This is a genomic window from Thiocapsa rosea, from assembly GCF_003634315.1.
Taxonomy (GTDB): domain Bacteria; phylum Pseudomonadota; class Gammaproteobacteria; order Chromatiales; family Chromatiaceae; genus Thiocapsa; species Thiocapsa rosea.
Genome location: NZ_RBXL01000001.1, coordinates 2,081,821 through 2,097,743 on the forward strand (window position 1 = coordinate 2,081,821; position 15,923 = coordinate 2,097,743).

Annotated in this window: 14 protein-coding genes; all 14 read right to left on the minus strand. The window is 67.2% G+C overall.

Translation table 11 applies throughout. From position 1 onward, the window contains the following. Window positions 1–7: 7 nt before the first annotated feature. Window positions 8–370, minus strand: coding sequence for a gamma-butyrobetaine hydroxylase family protein (locus BDD21_RS09270; protein ID WP_120796933.1), 363 nt, complete (start codon window positions 368–370; stop codon window positions 8–10). Between the two features lie 159 nt (window positions 371–529). After that, complete coding sequence (hslU, locus tag BDD21_RS09275; RefSeq protein ID WP_120796934.1) at window positions 530–1,861, minus strand: ATP-dependent protease ATPase subunit HslU; 1,332 nt, start codon at window positions 1,859–1,861, stop codon at window positions 530–532. A 166-nt stretch (window positions 1,862–2,027) separates the two neighbouring features. Next, window positions 2,028–2,405, minus strand: a complete 378-nt coding sequence (locus BDD21_RS09280; RefSeq protein WP_120796935.1) for a hypothetical protein — start codon at window positions 2,403–2,405, stop codon at window positions 2,028–2,030. After that, on the minus strand, window positions 2,405–5,677 hold the full coding sequence (locus BDD21_RS09285; protein ID WP_120796936.1) for a phage tail tape measure protein: 3,273 nt from the start codon (window positions 5,675–5,677) through the stop codon (window positions 2,405–2,407). Before BDD21_RS09285 ends, BDD21_RS09280 begins: the two co-directional genes overlap by 1 nt. Further along, window positions 5,674–7,146 (minus strand): DUF935 domain-containing protein, encoded by a 1,473-nt coding sequence (locus BDD21_RS09290; protein ID WP_120796937.1) that lies wholly within the window; start codon window positions 7,144–7,146, stop codon window positions 5,674–5,676. The genes BDD21_RS09285 and BDD21_RS09290 overlap by 4 nt, the downstream gene beginning before the upstream one ends. Further along, window positions 7,143–7,568 carry a Mor transcription activator family protein gene (locus tag BDD21_RS09295; RefSeq protein ID WP_120796938.1) on the minus strand — a complete coding sequence of 142 codons (426 nt, stop codon included), beginning with the start codon at window positions 7,566–7,568 and terminating at the stop codon, window positions 7,143–7,145. The genes BDD21_RS09290 and BDD21_RS09295 overlap by 4 nt, the downstream gene beginning before the upstream one ends. Before the next feature lie 208 nt (window positions 7,569–7,776). After that, window positions 7,777–8,805: a coiled-coil domain-containing protein gene (locus tag BDD21_RS09300; protein WP_147431033.1), complete on the minus strand. Its 1,029-nt coding sequence runs from the start codon at window positions 8,803–8,805 to the stop codon at window positions 7,777–7,779. Window positions 8,806–9,205: 400 nt separating this feature from the next. Further along, a complete protein-coding gene (locus tag BDD21_RS09305; RefSeq protein ID WP_120796898.1) occupies window positions 9,206–9,445 on the minus strand; it encodes a hypothetical protein in 240 nt (79 codons plus the stop codon). After that, window positions 9,442–10,242: an ExeA family protein gene (locus BDD21_RS09310; RefSeq protein WP_120796897.1), complete on the minus strand. Its 801-nt coding sequence runs from the start codon at window positions 10,240–10,242 to the stop codon at window positions 9,442–9,444. The genes BDD21_RS09305 and BDD21_RS09310 overlap by 4 nt, the downstream gene beginning before the upstream one ends. After that, on the minus strand, window positions 10,242–11,600 hold the full coding sequence (locus BDD21_RS09315; protein WP_120796896.1) for a DDE-type integrase/transposase/recombinase: 1,359 nt from the start codon (window positions 11,598–11,600) through the stop codon (window positions 10,242–10,244). Before BDD21_RS09315 ends, BDD21_RS09310 begins: the two co-directional genes overlap by 1 nt. A gap of 47 nt (window positions 11,601–11,647) precedes the next feature. Next, window positions 11,648–12,268, minus strand: a complete 621-nt coding sequence (locus tag BDD21_RS09320; protein ID WP_120796895.1) for a hypothetical protein — start codon at window positions 12,266–12,268, stop codon at window positions 11,648–11,650. 224 nt (window positions 12,269–12,492) lie between these two features. Further along, window positions 12,493–12,672 (minus strand): hypothetical protein, encoded by a 180-nt coding sequence (locus BDD21_RS09325; RefSeq protein WP_147431035.1) that lies wholly within the window; start codon window positions 12,670–12,672, stop codon window positions 12,493–12,495. A gap of 502 nt (window positions 12,673–13,174) precedes the next feature. Next, the gene (locus BDD21_RS09335; RefSeq protein ID WP_120796942.1) at window positions 13,175–14,182 is read right to left on the minus strand and encodes an ExeA family protein; all 1,008 of its coding nucleotides are present in this window, start codon (window positions 14,180–14,182) and stop codon (window positions 13,175–13,177) included. Continuing rightward, window positions 14,179–15,918, minus strand: coding sequence for a DDE-type integrase/transposase/recombinase (locus BDD21_RS09340; protein WP_120796943.1), 1,740 nt, complete (start codon window positions 15,916–15,918; stop codon window positions 14,179–14,181). Before BDD21_RS09340 ends, BDD21_RS09335 begins: the two co-directional genes overlap by 4 nt. Window positions 15,919–15,923: the final 5 nt, after the last annotated feature.

The following is a 15,923-nucleotide window of genomic DNA, read 5'->3' on the forward strand; positions in this document are numbered from 1 at the left end:
TCGCGGATCAGGAGGCAAGGACCTTTCGTTTCTGTCCGGCTTTTTCCAACTCGTCGAGATACGCCTTCCAACGGTGCTCCTGCTCGACCCCGAGGGTGTAGAGGTACTCCCAGGAGTAGATGCCGGTGTTGTGCTCGTCGTCGAAGTGCAGACAGATGGCGTAGTTGCCGACGGGCTCGATCTTGTCGACCCCGACATCTTCCTTGCCGAGCTGCAGGACGCGCTGCCCCGGACCGTGACCCTGGACCTCGGCCGATGGGGAGTAGACGCGCAGGTACTCGCACGGCAGGTTGAAGTGCGAGCCGTCGTCGAAGGTGATCTCGAGGATCCGTGATTGTTGGTGCAGGTTCAGCTCGGTGGGTGTCGGCATGGGGTTCTCCGGCGTCCGCGATGCTGCCGCGGAGGTTTTTGAATAGGATTGATTGGATCAAGAACGATGTTGCTTTAAACCGCGCCGACTCCGACAGTCGTCGGAGCCGGCGCGGGCCAAGCCAGTCCAACAAACGGCGCATACGGCACCGGGTGCGGTTTACAGGATATAACGCGAGAGATCCTCGTCAGCCGCGAGCCCCGCGAGGTTTTGATCGACATAGGCCGCGTTGATGGTCACCGTCACGCGATCCAGATCAGACGCGTTGTAGGACACGTCCTCCAGCAGCCGCTCCAGAACAGTATGCAGACGACGCGCCCCGATGTTCTCGGTGCGCTCGTTGACCTGCCAGGCGATCTCGGCGAGTCGACGGATGCCGTCCTCGGTGAACTCCAGGCCGACGCCCTCCGTGGCGAGCAGTGCACGGTACTGATCTGTCAAAGATGCGTCCGGCTCGGTGAGAATTCGCACGAAATCCTCCGTGGTCAGGGCCTTGAGCTCGACGCGAATCGGCAGGCGGCCCTGCAGCTCCGGGATCAGATCCGAGGGTTTGGAGAGGTGGAAGGCACCGGAGGCGATGAAGAGGATGTGATCCGTGCGTACCGAGCCGTGCTTGGTCGACACCGTGCTGCCCTCCACCAGCGGCAGTAGGTCGCGCTGCACGCCCTCGCGCGAGACATCGGCCCCCGCCATGCCTTCGCCGCGCTTGGTGACCTTGTCGAGCTCGTCGAGGAACACGATGCCGTTCTGCTCGACGTTTTCGATCGCACGCAGCTTCAGCTCCTCGTCGTTGACCCGCTTGGCCGCCTCTTCGTCTTTGAGCAGCTGCCGGGCGTCGCGGATGCGCAGCTTGCGACGCTTCATGCGACCCTGGCCGAGGTTCTGGAAAAGCCCTTGAAGCTGATTGGTCATCTCCTCCATGCCGGGCGGGGCCATGATCTCGACCCCCATCGGCGAGGCGGAGACCTGGATCTCGATCTCGCGCTCGTCGAGCTCGCCGGCGCGCAGACGATCGCGAAATTTTTCGCGGGTCGCCGAGCTGGTGGTCGAGCGGCTCTCTTCCTCGAAATTCGACGGCGGCGGGAGGAGCGCGTCGAGGATGCGCTCCTCGGCGGCGGCCTCGGCCTGTCCCGCGAGCTTCGCCATCTCCTGCTCGCGCGCGAGCTTGATCCCGATGTCGGCCAGATCGCGAATGATCGACTCGACGTCGCGCCCGACATAGCCGACCTCGGTGAACTTGGTCGCCTCCACCTTTAGAAACGGCGCATTGGCCAGGCGGGCCAGTCGCCGCGCGATCTCGGTCTTGCCCACGCCGGTCGGACCGATCATTAAGATGTTCTTCGGTGTGATCTCCGAGCGCATCGGCTCCGGGATCTGGGAGCGACGCCACCGGTTGCGCAAGGCGATGGCGACGGCGCGCTTCGCCTCGTCCTGACCGACGATGTGCTTGTCGAGCTCCGAAACGATGCGTTGTGGGGTGATTTCCGACATCTGGTTCTGTCCTGTAGCGACGCGAGAAAACTTTTGCCCTCGACGCGAGAAAACTGATTTTCCAGTTTCTCACTCCGCGATACCAGCCTTTCACTCTCCGACACTCTCCGCGCGAAACGCCCCACCTCCGAACCGCTAGGCGGCGCGTCACGAACACGCAATGACGTTATTCGGGGCGGGGTGTACCGGCGGCGCGGAGGTCTTCGCGGGCGGTCTCGAAGGCGACGGCGAGGGTTTCCATCTCCACTGCGAGCCTCCCGGATTGATCCTGGATCGACTGCACCACCCAAGGCTCTCCGATCGGGATGCCGGCCGCGCTACAGGTCTTGGCGGCGGAGAGCAAAGTGGCCAACGCCGCACCGGCGCCGATGACTTGGGCCCATGAAGGGCGGCTCGGATCCGGGTTGCTCCGGCACAGGGCGACCGCACCGGCGGTGTCGCGGGCCAGCTTGAGCAGCGCGCTACCGACAGCGGCGCAGCTCTCGGCGGTCGGTGGCCCGTCGAGCTCTAGGTTTCGGCAGACTTCGCGCTTGAACTTTGTCATCAGTCAAACATCCGCCCGCGCCGCGCCAGCTCGTCACGCTCGCGATGCTGACGCAGGGCCAACTCCACCTCTCGGCGAATCCGCTGCGCAACCTCCGCGCCGTCCGCGTCGCCGTTGACCGTGATCGGGCCGATATTGACCGTGATACCCCCACCCCCTCCAGAAGCAGCGGCGGCTCCGGCTCGGCCGCGATCGGCCGCCCCACCATCTGAGGCTGGCCGCCGATCCGTAGCCGCCCCAGCCGAGGAGCGCGACAGCGGGCCGAATTGCGGTAGCTGCGGCATCTGCGGAGCCGCCAAAGGGCCAAGCTGCGGCATCTGCGGCAGCAACAGCGACAGCGGCCCGAATTGCGGTAGCTGCGGCATCTGCGGAGCCGCCAAAGGGCCAAGCTGCGGCATCTGCGGCAGCAACAGCGACAGCGGGCCGAATTGCGGTAGCTGCGGCATCTGCGGAGCCGCCAAAGGGCCAAGCTGCGGCATCTGCGGCGCCAACAGCGACAGCGGCCCGAATTGCGGTAGCTGCGGCATCTGCGGAGCCGCCAAAGGGCCAAGCTGCGGCATCTGCGGCGCCAACAGCGGACCGAACTGTGGTAGCTGCGGCAGCGACAGCGGGCCGAATTGCGGTAGCTGCGGCATCTGCGGAGCCGCCAAAGGGCCAAGCTGCGGCATCTGCGGAGCCGCCAAAGGGCCAAGCTGCGGCATCTGCGGCGCCAACAGCGGACCGAACTGTGGTAGCTGCGGTAGCGACAGCGGGCCGAATTGCGGTAGCTGCGGCATCTGCGGAGCCGCCAAAGGGCCAAGCTGCGGCATCTGCGGCGCCAACAGCGGACCGAACTGTGGTAGCTGCGGCATCTGCGGAGCCGCCAAAGGGCCAAGCTGCGGCATCTGCGGCGCCAACAGCGGACCGAACTGTGGTAGCTGCGGCATCTGCGGAGCCGCCAAAGGGCCAAGCTGCGGCATCTGCGGCGCCAACAGCGACAGCGGGCCGAATTGCGGCACCTGCGGAGCCGTCCGCGCCCGCGCATCGCCGAGCCACGCAGCGCGGCGCGCATCGCGGGCGGCGGATGCCGGATCGTCGATGCGCAGCGCGGGGTTGGCGCCGGAAACAGCAGGCAGCGCCGCGGACGCCATCGGGGGCTGCGCCGGCATCGCCGCCGCACCCAGAGCGCCCGCCAGCAGCGGCACCGCAGCAAAGCGCGCGGCTGTCTCACGCATTCGGCCCAGCAGCGCCGGCTCGCGCTCGCCCAGGCCGACCTCGATGCCCTGCACGGCATAGCGCCCGATCTCGGCAAACACTCGTGACGGTGAGTGCATCTTCAGCACGCCCTGCACCGCCCCCACCATCCCGCCCGCCAGCTCGCTGACCTTCGCCTTCAAGGCGCCCCATCGCGCGACGAACCCGTTAATCAACCCCTGCACAATCTCCGCGCCGATCTGGGCGAACCGTCCGGCCAGCCCAGCAAACGCGCCGACGAGCTCGGCGGCTTTGCCGATCATCCCTGCAATCGCCATCCCCCAGCGGTGCCCCATCGACTCGGCGGCTCCACCAACACCCTGGACCGGCGCGAGGATGTTGGTCACCCACGTCCACAGATTCTGCAGCGCCGTAATCGGCGCCGCCAACGCCCCGGCTACGGGCGCGAAGGCGCCGGTAAACCAGGCGCCGACCGGCGCCAACAGGCCCGACAGCGGCGCGAGCCAGCGCTGGGTCATCTCCGCGAGCGGGGCGAGCGCGGAGCCGATCGCCGCACCCACGGGCGCCAACCCGTCACTCAGGCCGGACCACAACCCGCTGAAGAAGCCGGACAGCGGCTCCCAGTACTTACGGATTACCAGCGCCGCCCCGGCGATACCCAACACGGCGAGGCCGATCGGGTTGGCGAACAGAGCCAACGACAACGCCCGAACCGCTCCGACCGCGCCCATCAGGCCCGCCTGCAGGCCTCGCCCCGCGGCCATCGCGGCCGGCCCCAGCATCGTGAGCCCGCGCAGCGCCGCGGCCCCGCCGATCGCGAGCGCTCCCACGCCCATCAGCACCGGACTCAGCGCCGCGGCAAACACTCCCAGTCCGGCCGCGCCCATGACGAGCCCTCCGGTAAACCGCGGGTGCGCCTGGAGCCAGTCCCCGACCCGAGTGACAACCAGCCCGATCCGGTCCGCCGCCTCGCTAAGCGGCGGCAGCATAACCGCCCCCAGCGTGCGCCCGACCGATGCCATCCGGTTGCTCAACAGAATCATGCCGTTCTCGGTCGTCGCCGCGCGGGCCGCGAACTCCGCTTGCATCGACCCGGCATAGGCGCTCTCGTCGCCGACCAGGCTAAGGGCCTTATGGTACTGATCGAGGCCGCCGACCAATGCGGACATGTCGTCGCTGTATTCCAAACCGAATAGATCGACCATGATGCCGGCACGCGCCTCGCTCTTTACGGCCGCGAGCCGCGACAAAAAGTCGCTCAACGTGCCCTGAGCGTCGCGCGCGATCGCGCTCTCGACCCCCTCCTGCGTCAAGCCGAGCGCCACAATGCCGTCTTTGAACTCCTTATTCTGCCGCGTTGCGGTCTGCAGCTTAAGCAGCAACGCATTGATGCCCGTCGCGGCCACCTCCGGAGTTTTCCCGAGCGCGATGAATGCGCTCCCGAGCGCGGACGCCTGCACGGCCGTCAACCCGAAACCCTTTGCCACGCCACCGACCCGGGCGAGCACATTGACGATCTCCGACGCCTTGGCCGCGCTGTTGTTCGAGAGGTGATTGATCGCATCGCCCAGGCTTCCGATCCGCGCAATCGGCAGATCGTAGACGTTGGCGAGTTTGGCCATCGACTCGCCGGCCCGCTGCGGCAGCATGTCGAACGCCGTCGCCATCTTCGCAACAACCTCGACATACCCCGTCAGATCGGGGGCCGCGATCCCGAGCTGCCCACCCTCGGCGGCGATCGAGGCCAGCCCCGTCGCCGCCAGCGGGATCGTATGCGTCATGCGGTCGAGCTGTGCGGACATCGTCGCCAGCCCGTCGGGGGCGTCGAAATCCACGACCTTGTTGACGTCGGCCATCGCCGACTCGAACGCCATCGCAGCCCCCGCCACCTTCTTCAGCGGGTCCAGCACGCGATCGCCGACGGCACCGAGCGCCATCCCGGCGCCGGTCGCAACCGTGCCGATCTTCGCCAGCCCGGTCGACATCGACGAGAGGCGCGACTCGACCTGATGCATACCCGGCGAAAATCGGTCGATCAGGCTCAGAACAACGCCGACACTCAGTTGCCCGACGCTCATGATGGTTTTCCTTTGTATGGCTGCGGCGCGCCGTCATCGGCGGGCACCGCGATTGGGTAGGGCAGCAGACTCAACCCGAAGGCGTGCGCAGACATCGGGTCGGCGACACGCTCCACGACGGGAGCAGGCGACCGCGAAGCCGCCGCCCGTGCCGGCGCGGGCGCCTGGCGCACCGCTTGCGGTGCACGCGACCGCACCGGTTGGCAGATCGGTTCACCCGGCGCCGCGCGCGGGATCCCGGATTTCTCGTAAAACCACCACATCGGGATCTTCATCCCCGTCTCGACAAAGGTCGGCAGGGTCTCGGCGAGCGCCTTGAAATCTCCGACCTGGTCGAGATCCAGGTACCACCTCGGCGCCCGGCGCGGATCCGTGATGCCGAAGTTCAGGGCCACCATCGGCCACAGCACATCCCGGCGGATCGTCTCGGCGTACTGACGCGCATCGCTCGCGATCAGGCTATCCAGGCTTTCCTGATGGATCCGGCCGAGCGCATAGGTGCCGCTGCCGTCCGTCCCGATTGTCAGCGTGCCACCGAGGATCGCCTTGGTCGTGGAGCGATCGCACCAGTCGATCATCACCATGTGTGCATCCCCGTCCGCTTTGGCGGCCTCGAGGTACTCGATCGCCATCGACTCGGGAATGATGCCCGCGGCCGAATGCCCAATCGACGTGACCGCCCGCAGCAGCGTGGCCTTTTCCTTCTCGGTCGCCCCGCGCGGGTACTTGCCCAGCCGGGCCGGGATCCCGAGAATTTCGAGCAGCTCCGCCAGATCCCCGAGCGCGTAGTTCCGAAAGAGGTACGGCCACACCAATGCACGGTGCAGCCCGACGCGCGCCGGGTAGCCCGAGCGCGCCCGGTGCCGGTGACTCACCCAACCAAGCGGCCACAGCGCTTCGCCCTCGGCCGTGCCGTCGCGCAGACGAATCTCGCGGGGCCGCTCCGGCGCGGTCATAAACCAGCCGTGCTCTCGCCATGTCGGCTGTTCGGGCACGCGATGCGCGCCGTCCCGAGTCCACGGCAGCTCAAGCTGGACCCAGCCATGCCCGATCGCATCGCCGAGGTCCATGACCAGACTCTGGACATCCAGCCCGGAAAACACCTCCGCCGCATGGTCTGCCGCTTTGCGCTCATGGAGGGTGGCGTTGTCCGGCGGCACGATCTGCCACTCCAGACCGGCCGTCGCGTTCTTCCGGCGCATGAGCGCCGCCGCTAGGACGATGTCCTTTTCCTCCATATCCGCGAACAGGGCGTGCTGTTGGCGCAGGTCGCCGGCTTCCGCGGCCTCGAGGACCTGATACAGCCGTGCCGGGGTCAGTCCGCGGCTCGGGTGCTCGGCGAGCTCGCGCTTGAGGTTGCCGACCATCGCGCGATCGCCCTCGTCGGCCTCGGTCTGGGTCTCGACGAGCGCCGCGGCCCGAGCCGGGCGCCGCAACAACTCGGCGATGGCCTCCTTGGGCGTCTTCATGCGTTCGCCTCCCCGGCGCCTGCGACGGCAGGCCCGCCCCGGCGCGCCAGCTTGCGTTGCGCGGCAATGATTCGGTAGGTGTGGATCGGGGTCAGCCCCTCGCGAAGAGCAATGGCCTTTACAGTGTCGGCCGACGGCGCCACCTGGTAATCCGCGTGGACCCGAGCGTCGCGGATCAACCGGTCGAGTGCGTCCCCCTTCGGGATATACAGGTGGTCGCCTCTGTACTCGCAGGCCAGGCGCGCAGCCAGCCGACAGGCCCAGCTCCGCGCCGCCTCCGGCGCGCACGCGGCGGGTGGCCGACTCAACTCGTCGGCGAGATAGCCCACGAGGCCGTGAAACTGACGAGGCCAGCCCCACTCATCCATCGCTGCTCCGTACTCGGCGGGGGTCGGTGCGTGGCGCGCATGCGGGTCGGTCATCGTCGCCTCTCTGGAATTCGTGTGCCGGCGGGGGGCTGCCCCCACTTCAAAGGGCCGGGGACCGTCGGCGGATCCCTGCGCCACCTTCCGGAGACGAAGGAGGCGCTTTCATTGGTGTGCCGGCGGGGGGCGACCCTCGACAAGGCCGGGGACCGTCGGCGGGATCCCTGCCGCCGAACCCCCCGACGGGTCCGACGGCTTTCAATCGTTAGAGCGTCAGCCCGACCTCGGCCAGCTCGCGGCGGACCTCCTCGCGCGCCTGCTCGAGCAGCACGTCAAGCCCAGCGCGATCCAGTGCATGAGGATCGGCCTCAAGGCCCGTATACACCCGCGACGGATCCCGCAGACCCGGCACCAGGAGCCGCCCGAGCAACTGCGGCGTAGCCACCGGCGCGGGTCGTTGACCCTGAGCAAACAACAGCCCGTCATAGATCATCAGGCGCGCCAGCGCCGAGCCGAGCGCAGCGACCGAGGCGGCGTACTCTTCACGCGCTGCAGCCACCCGACGCCACCACACCTGGTCGAGCAGGAGCCGCAGCCGTGTTTCACTGGCTGAAACCACGCTCTCAACCTCCGCCAGTCGGCGGCGAAGTCCCCGCAGGGTCTGCGAGCGCTCGTCCAGGTCGGTCTCGGCGGCGGCGAGCGCGTCGGCAATCACCCCCTCGCGCTCCGCGATCCGCCGGTTCAATTCCTCTAGAACAGTCGCCTCTCCGGACCCGGCCGCGATTGCGGCCATGGCGTCCTCACGCTCACGACGCAAGCCGGCGAGCTCCGCATCGGGCGCATCATCCGCACCGAGCGCGTCCTGCGATTCCGCGATCATCCCCGACAAGCGGGCGACCTCCGTCCGAGCGGCCTCGAGCGTGCGCTGCTCGGCTGCGGCCGCCGCTTCGGCGTCCCCGCAGTCGGCATCGACCTCGCGGATGGTTTCCTCCGCCGACGCAATCGCCGCGTCACAGCGCGCAACGGCTTCCCGCAGGGCGGTATCGTCGTGCGCCAATGTCTCCTGCTCGCGGCGCAACCGGGTCAGGTCGTTGGCGTAGTCCGGACGGGCCTCCTTGCCGCGGATCTCGTTGCGCACGTCGGCCAGTCGCCGCTGGTGCGTGGTCAGCCGCATCGACGCCTCGGCGCGCTCGCTTCGGGCCGCCGTCAAAGCGGCGAGCGCGCTGGCGCGCCGCTCGACCTGCTCGACCACGGGCTGGTGTGCAGATTGGCTTGGTGTGGATCGCTTGCTCATCGGGGTCCCCTGAAGGTGTCGATTGGTGTCACGGCGGATTAAAACCGCCGTTAAACGACATCCTAGGGGGAGGCGGAGGGCGCCTCGAATAAGCGAGGTTAGTCATTGATGGTCCGGGCTGGACCGGGTGTGGGGAGGGCGCGCCCGGTCGAGCCGGGCGGCTGGTGTTGTCGCTCGCTTTATTTCACCGGCCGATTCCCGAATTGTTTCGCGCGGAATGCTCGCGGTTTTCCCGCACTGATCACCCCGGTGGCGCAGTGTCGGCAGGTGGAGGAGTGCGAGGAGCCCGAGGAGCGCGAAGGCGGTGTGTGGAGTGCGTCGCGGCGGTGTTCGACGCGCCCGGGTCGGGCGCCTGTAGGGAGGGTGCCCGGCGGGTGGCGACCCGCCGGGCAAGGGTCGCTCAGAAGGGCAGCGGATCGTCGAAGTCGTTCTCGAAGAGGTCCAGTTGGGTGACGGCGTCGGGCGGCGGGTCCGGATCCGGATCGGTGTCCTCGCCGTAGAGCCACTGCTGCACGGCCGCTCCGTAGCGCGCCTGGATCTGCACGAGCAGTTCATCCAAGCAATCCTGGACGGCCCAAGCCTGCTCGGGCGTCCAGTCCTCGGGCAGGAGGATGGTGAAGGGTTCGGGGAGCCGGCTCATGGGGCGACCTCCTCGCGGGCAGTCTGCACGTGCTCGGCGGTGACCTGGCGGGCCTGTTCCAGGGCCGCACCGGTGAGCGCGTAGTGGGCCAGACGATTGACCTTGCGGGGCATGCCGCGGGTGGCCTGGAACAGCGCCTCCACGGCGGGTGGTTCGAACAGCGGCAGCTCGCAGCCGGCCAGGCGCAGACGGTGGACGAGGTAGTCGGGCAGCTCCTCGCGGGTCAGCCCGGTCACGTGATGGCGTACCACGATGCGCTGGGCGAGCGACTCGTGCACCGCCATGCTCAAGCGCCGGCGCAGCTCCGTGAGTCCCACCAACAGCAGACACAGGCGATTCTCCGAATCCATCTGATAGTTGGTGAGCAGACGCAGATCCTCGAGCACCTCGTTGCGCAGATGATGGGCCTCGTCGATGATCAGGACGGGGCGTTGCTTGGCCTCCAGACTCAAGCGGGTGATCTCGGTGCGGATGGTGCGGAAGGCCGCCGCGCGGTTGCGCTCCACCGGCAGGCCGAGCTCCCAGCCGATGGTCTTGTACATGTCCATCACGTTGCCGGTGGACAGCGGAATGTAGAACACCCGATAGAGTCCCGGATGCAGATCGGCGGCGACCTTGCGGCAGACCGTGGTCTTGCCCGAGCCGGCCTCGCCGGTGATCAGGCCGATGGCACGCAGCTCCAGCAGATGCTTCAGACGTGCGGCGGCCTCGGTGAGGCTGGCGGCGGCGAACAGCGCATCCGGCGGCGGGGTCAGATCGAAGGGAAAGGCCGTGAGGGCGAAGTGTTTGCGGTACATCAGCGGCCCTCCAGGGTGTCGGCATCCGCCTCGGGCAGTTCGCGCAGGCGCAGCGCCGAGGGTGCGGGCTCGGGGACCGGTCCGTCCACGGCCAAGGTGCGCGAGGGACGATCGCGTTTGACGAAACAGTTCGCATACGTCTGGACCGGACGGGCCGGGTCGTGCGCGCGGCCCTCGAAGCAGACCTGAATCGGCCGCTCGGGCGGTGCGTCCGGATCGTAGCGCAGGGTGATGTTCTCCCCGACCAAGGCGGCGTCGACCTCGTAGACCACCCCGTGGAGGCTGACCGTGCGGTCCTTCTGCACCTTGCGCACCGCCTCGTGCAGGAACAGATCCGCCAGGTCCAGGCCGGGCTCGGGAAAGCGCACCGCGGCCCCGGTGCGCGCCCACTGCTCGAGCGGCGTGGCGCCGTCCAGGCCGCGATGCGGGGTGTGGTGATACTCGCCCTCGATCCAGCCGGCGAGGCGGCGGTTGAGCGCCGCGAGGCTGGCGGTATCGGCATCGGTCAGCCGGGTCAACAGCTGCGCACGGACCGTTTTGAACCAGCGCTCGATCTTGCCCTTGCCTTGCGGTTGATAGGGCCGGGCATGGATCAGCGCGATGCCGAGCTTGGCGCAAACCAGGGCCAGCTGCTTGGAGCGATAATTGGCGCCGTTGTCGACATAGAGCTTCTGCGGCAAGCCACGGCGCAGGATCGCCTGCGCGAGCACCGGCAGAAAGGTCCGGGTGTTCTCCGAGAGGGCGAAACTCGCGTAGGGAATCACCCGGGTCGCATCGTCGATGAAGGCGATCAGGTAGGTCTTGCGTTTGACCCGCTCCCCGACCACCACGGCCGGACCGTGCATGACGTCGCTCATCCACAGCTCCCCGGCCTGCTCGAAGGCAAAGCGGCGCCGGTCCTGCGTCTGACTCGCCGTCTTGGCCGTGTCCATCAGGCCATGACGGGCGAGCAGGCGATGCACGGTGGAGGGCGGCAACGGCAGATCGGGCGGGACCTCGGGGCGCCGGCGCACCGCGCGGATCACCAACTGCACCGACAGCTGCGGGTTGGCCTCCTTGGCGGCGAGCAGCGCCTCGACCACGTTCGCGGGCAGGCGGCGCACCTGACCGCGATCGGCACGCGGCTTGGGCAGAAGGGCCTCGAAGCCGCCGCGCCGATAGGCCTTGAGCCAATCGCGGATGGTCTCGGCGGCGACCCGGGTGCGGGTGCTGCCCGGAATGGCGTAGTCGCGCTCGGCCTTGGTCTGGATCGCCTCGTAGAGGCCTTTCTCTTCCTTGGGCCACTGCACGAGTTCGGCAATCACCCCGTAGCGAAACAGGGCGATGTCGTGCTGAAGATCGGTCTGCGGATCGGTCATGGACGGGCGCTCCGGATCACGCAGGCGGTTTGCCTGCGCCGCCGACCCTACGCCGGGCAGCCCGGCGGGTCAGGCCCCGCACGGTGTTGGAGGCGGGGGAGCGCACTGCGGCCCCGGCGGCGCCGGGGCGCGAATCCGAGCGGCTTGGGCAGCACGTCAAGCCAGGCCGCGGCGATCCCGCGCAACGCCACCAGAACCGGCTCCACCTCCAGGTGGTCGGCGAACGCCGTCAGCGTCGGCGCCACGTTCGCGAACGTGTCCCCGAGAACACCCTTGATACGATGCAACGCGCCGTGCACGTCCTGCACACGCCGACGGACCCAGCGCAACGCCCCGGGCAGTTCGATGTCCAGACGTTGGTGCTTGCACAGCGCTTCCAGACTCGGCGCCTGCTCGGCCGCACGCACCACCGCCTCGACCTCGCTCAAGGTGCCCGAGAGGCGCGCCGCCAGACAGTCGGGGAGCAGACTGAAGGTGCGATGCCCCTCGGGACAGTACCAGCGCGCCACCCGCGTGCCGGGCGGGGAGACGCGCTCATAGGTGCCGTGACGCGCAAAGCCGCAATCGCCATGCGGATGCAGCGGACAGCACGGAAGCGTTGCGCTCAACCAGCCTTGTTGCGTAACGTAGTCCGCGCCGGTGAGATGACACTCGAAGCGTAGTTGCACCGGCCATCGGCCCGCACGGTTGCACCCGTGGCGGGCCTTCTCATGTGGAGGAGGGTGAGGCGATTGTGCCGGGACGACCGCGAGGATGCACGCCGGTGAAGCGTGCGGGACATCCGCGCTCCGCGCCTACCGCATTGCCTCACCGGAAAATGACATCACCGGTGGAATACTTCCTGCAAAAACTGCCGGTGGTTTGCGGATCAGGATGGGAAACAACAGCTGGGCTAGTCAGTCAAGTATTCTTCGTACGCTGCGAGGGCCGACTCCAAATCCTCGACGGCCCAATACTTGTCGCCTTGCTCATCTTCGTCCTCATGCATGCAACCGCTCAAGTAGCGGAGCATGCCGTTCTCGCGGGCTACGTCATCGAGGACGATGCCGAGTCCCGCGTCGCTGTTCTTCATGTCAAGGAACTCTTCAACGGTCATGGGCTGAGCCTTCATTACTTGATACCTCGATTCAGAGTCAAAAAGACGCCCCGGACCAATCTGCGAGCGCTCGACGCGAACCCAGACCCTGCCCCGCTGTTCGGAAACGTGTCATGAACTTCGGGGAGGCCCGGAGAGCCCGCCGCGGGGTCAGCCCCTTGCGACGGGGCGACCTCGACGGCGCAACGCCCCGAGGGCTCGTTTTCGCGGGGCGGACATCCGGAGACGCGCACGGCCTCGGCCGCCGACGCCGACGCCGCGGCACGGCGACGCACGTAGTCGGCAGGGTCAATACCCATCAGCTCACAGATCTCCCGCTCCGCGTCGGCCAGGGCGTGCACCTCCGCTCGAGGCGCCCCCATTGCTGCGCCGATGGTGTCGGAATCAATCGTCGTAGTCGTCGTCACACACTCACTCCTTGTTGTTGGCCGCGAACCCGCGGCATCGGTCATTGCGTCGAATCGTGTCGTCGCGGCCATCAGTGCACGGCTCCCACGTGATGCGCCATGACCCGCCGATGGCCGTCGATGTATGCCGCTTTCATTGCCTTCACCGCCAACGTGTTGAGCAGCTGGGGTGTGCGCGCGCGCTCGACCAGGTCCGTGACGGCAAGCCCCTCGAACACCGCCCCGAGCTCCACCCCGACGCGCCCGAACCGCCACGCCAGATAGTCCGGCAGGTCGTCGACCATGCGCCCCAGATCGATCAGACGCGTCCGCTCCGAGAACTCCCTGAGATCCGGATTGGATTCCAGCTCCCAGCGCAACCCCCACGAGCGCCCGGCCTCGTCCTTACCGCCGGCACCGACCAACACGATCGCCAGCGTCCGCAAGAATAGCCCGGAGTCCCACAACCGCTTGAGACTGATGATCACTTGGTCGCGCAGATCGTGGGCCTCGTCGATCACCAGGACCGGCCGCTCTCCGCGCTCGATCGCCTGACTCAACAACCGTTTGGCGAGGCGGTCGCGCTTGACCACCTCACGGGGCCTACGCTCATCGCTGGCCAGCTCGTCCAAGATCCCGGCTGTCAACATGTCGCCGGTCATTTCGCGCCGATTCAGACGGTCCGGAGTAATGATCCGCACCCGCCCGCGCCGCGCCAACGCCCCGAGACAATGCCTCAGGATCGTGCTCTTGCCGGCCCCGAAATTGCCCGTGACGACCGCGATCTCCTGGTGCTCGATCGCCTGCTCGAGCTTCGCACGCACCAGCTTCAGGCGGTCGTTCCGCCAGATATCGCCGGGGTCGTTGAGATCGAAGAACGGATCCGCGGCGAGCCCGAAGTGCCTGAGGTGCTCAGGCTCCAGGGATTCTTTAAGATGGTTCATCGGCATGCTATGGTTTCCCACGGTTGAGTTGGTTGCATCTTCTCGACTCTCGCCGGCAACGCCCGTATCGGGGGCGTTGCCGGCCCCCTCTTGCGCCCACGCCCGGACGCGCTTTCGCACCACGACGTTCTTCACGTCACGAACCTCCTTCGTCATCGCATCCCTCCTCCTCCGACGACGCGCAGGACCGACACCCTCGCACCGCCCTCCGTCGCCTTGAGATTGGCTTCGAACTGCGCGATCAGCTCGTCAAGCTCCGACTCTGTGATCGCCTCGCGGCCGGCCAGCAGCCCCGTAATCATGTCGCCCTGCTGCGGAGTCAGCCGCTCCAGGCCGAGCCGCTCGCGCACCTGCCGCCGCACATGCACCGCCGGCACCGGCGGCGCCGCGGGGATCTCGGGCGTCATCGGCGTGCCGCGCTTGGGCATGTGCACGACATCGGGCACCAGGACCGATGTCGGCTTGGGCTCGAACCCTCCCAGACGTGCCGCCCGCTCATCCGGCGAGAGCTTCTTCAAGGTCATGGCCGGCGTATCCGGATGGCTCCGATACCGACCCTCTCCGTAGACGGGCGCCGTCTCATCGAAGCCGGCGCCGTCCTTTACGATCCGCCGACAAGGCACTGGATCACGCACACCGCCCTCTAATTCCACCCACACGTTGGCCAGCTCGCCAACGTTCCAGGGGTCGCGGTCGAACATGACCTTTCGGCGCTTGCGTGCCGGCGCAGACAACTGGTACTCGGTGCCGTCCACGCTGATGCGCAACTGCTCGTTCGGGACACGCTCTTCGGCCCGGCCGGTTGCCAGGCGCATGCAGTGATCCTTCGGCGGCAGGATTTTCAACTGCCCCTCCTTGATCTCGTTCCATTTCAAGAACCGCGTTGTTTTGTGACGGCTATGCTTCAGATTGCTGTTGAGGTAGAGCGCGCGATCCCAGGCGCGCTCCCGCAGATCCTCCAGACTGTCGGCCAACTTGAGCAGCAGCTCGTACTCGAAGCGCTGCTCCCAAAACGAATGAGCTTTCTCCACGACGCCGCTGGCGCGCGAGTTGCCGGGGGCGTGTTTCTCTATCGTCACCCCGAGACGCTTGCAGAGGTTCTGCGTCTCGTGGGACATGTTCGCGGCACCCGGATCAAGTCCGAGCATCTCGGGCACGCCCTGGAGCGGATAGCGCTCCGGATCGCGCTTCGGCGCCCACGCGTCGAGCAGGAAGCTGATCATGTCGGCCGTGTTCTCGCCGCCCGCATAGGTGTAGTCAACCCAAAACGCCCCGGAGAAGTGGTCGACGTAAAGCCACCGAACAAGAACCTTTCGCACGGTCTTCCAGTAGCCCGGCTTGTTCTTGTAGAAGGAGCGCTCCATGTCTCGCGACACCATCCGTCCGGCGCTGCCTTTCAGGTCCCACTGAACGCAGATCGACGCATCGAGAAATCCGATCTGATTCGGATGCGTGCTCCGCATCGCGGTGGCCGGGTTGCCGGCCGTCAGGCTGGCATGATCGAGCTCCCGGCGGCGCAGGTGACGATTCAGCGTGCTCGGAGTCATGCCCAGGAACTCCTCATGCCCGTTCAGCGCCATCTGGGTAATGATGTCTTCCGCGCACATCAGCCCCTTGCCCGTTCTCTTGCGCGTCGCCTCCAGCTGCACCAGGGCGCAGTTTTCGATCGCGGCATCATCGACACCGGGGATCCGGATTGTTCCTCGGTCGGCGCGGGGCTTCCGCCCGCTATCCCAGCCCAAATCCTTCGCAACCCGGTAAACCGTCTTGGCGCTATAGCCCAGCGCCTGATACTTCGCGATGACCGCCTTTCTGGCGTCGTCGCCCGCATTGAAATCGCGCAGGATCTCGAACTCGGCCTCGGGGGATAACGTAGACGACCTCCTTGACATGGACA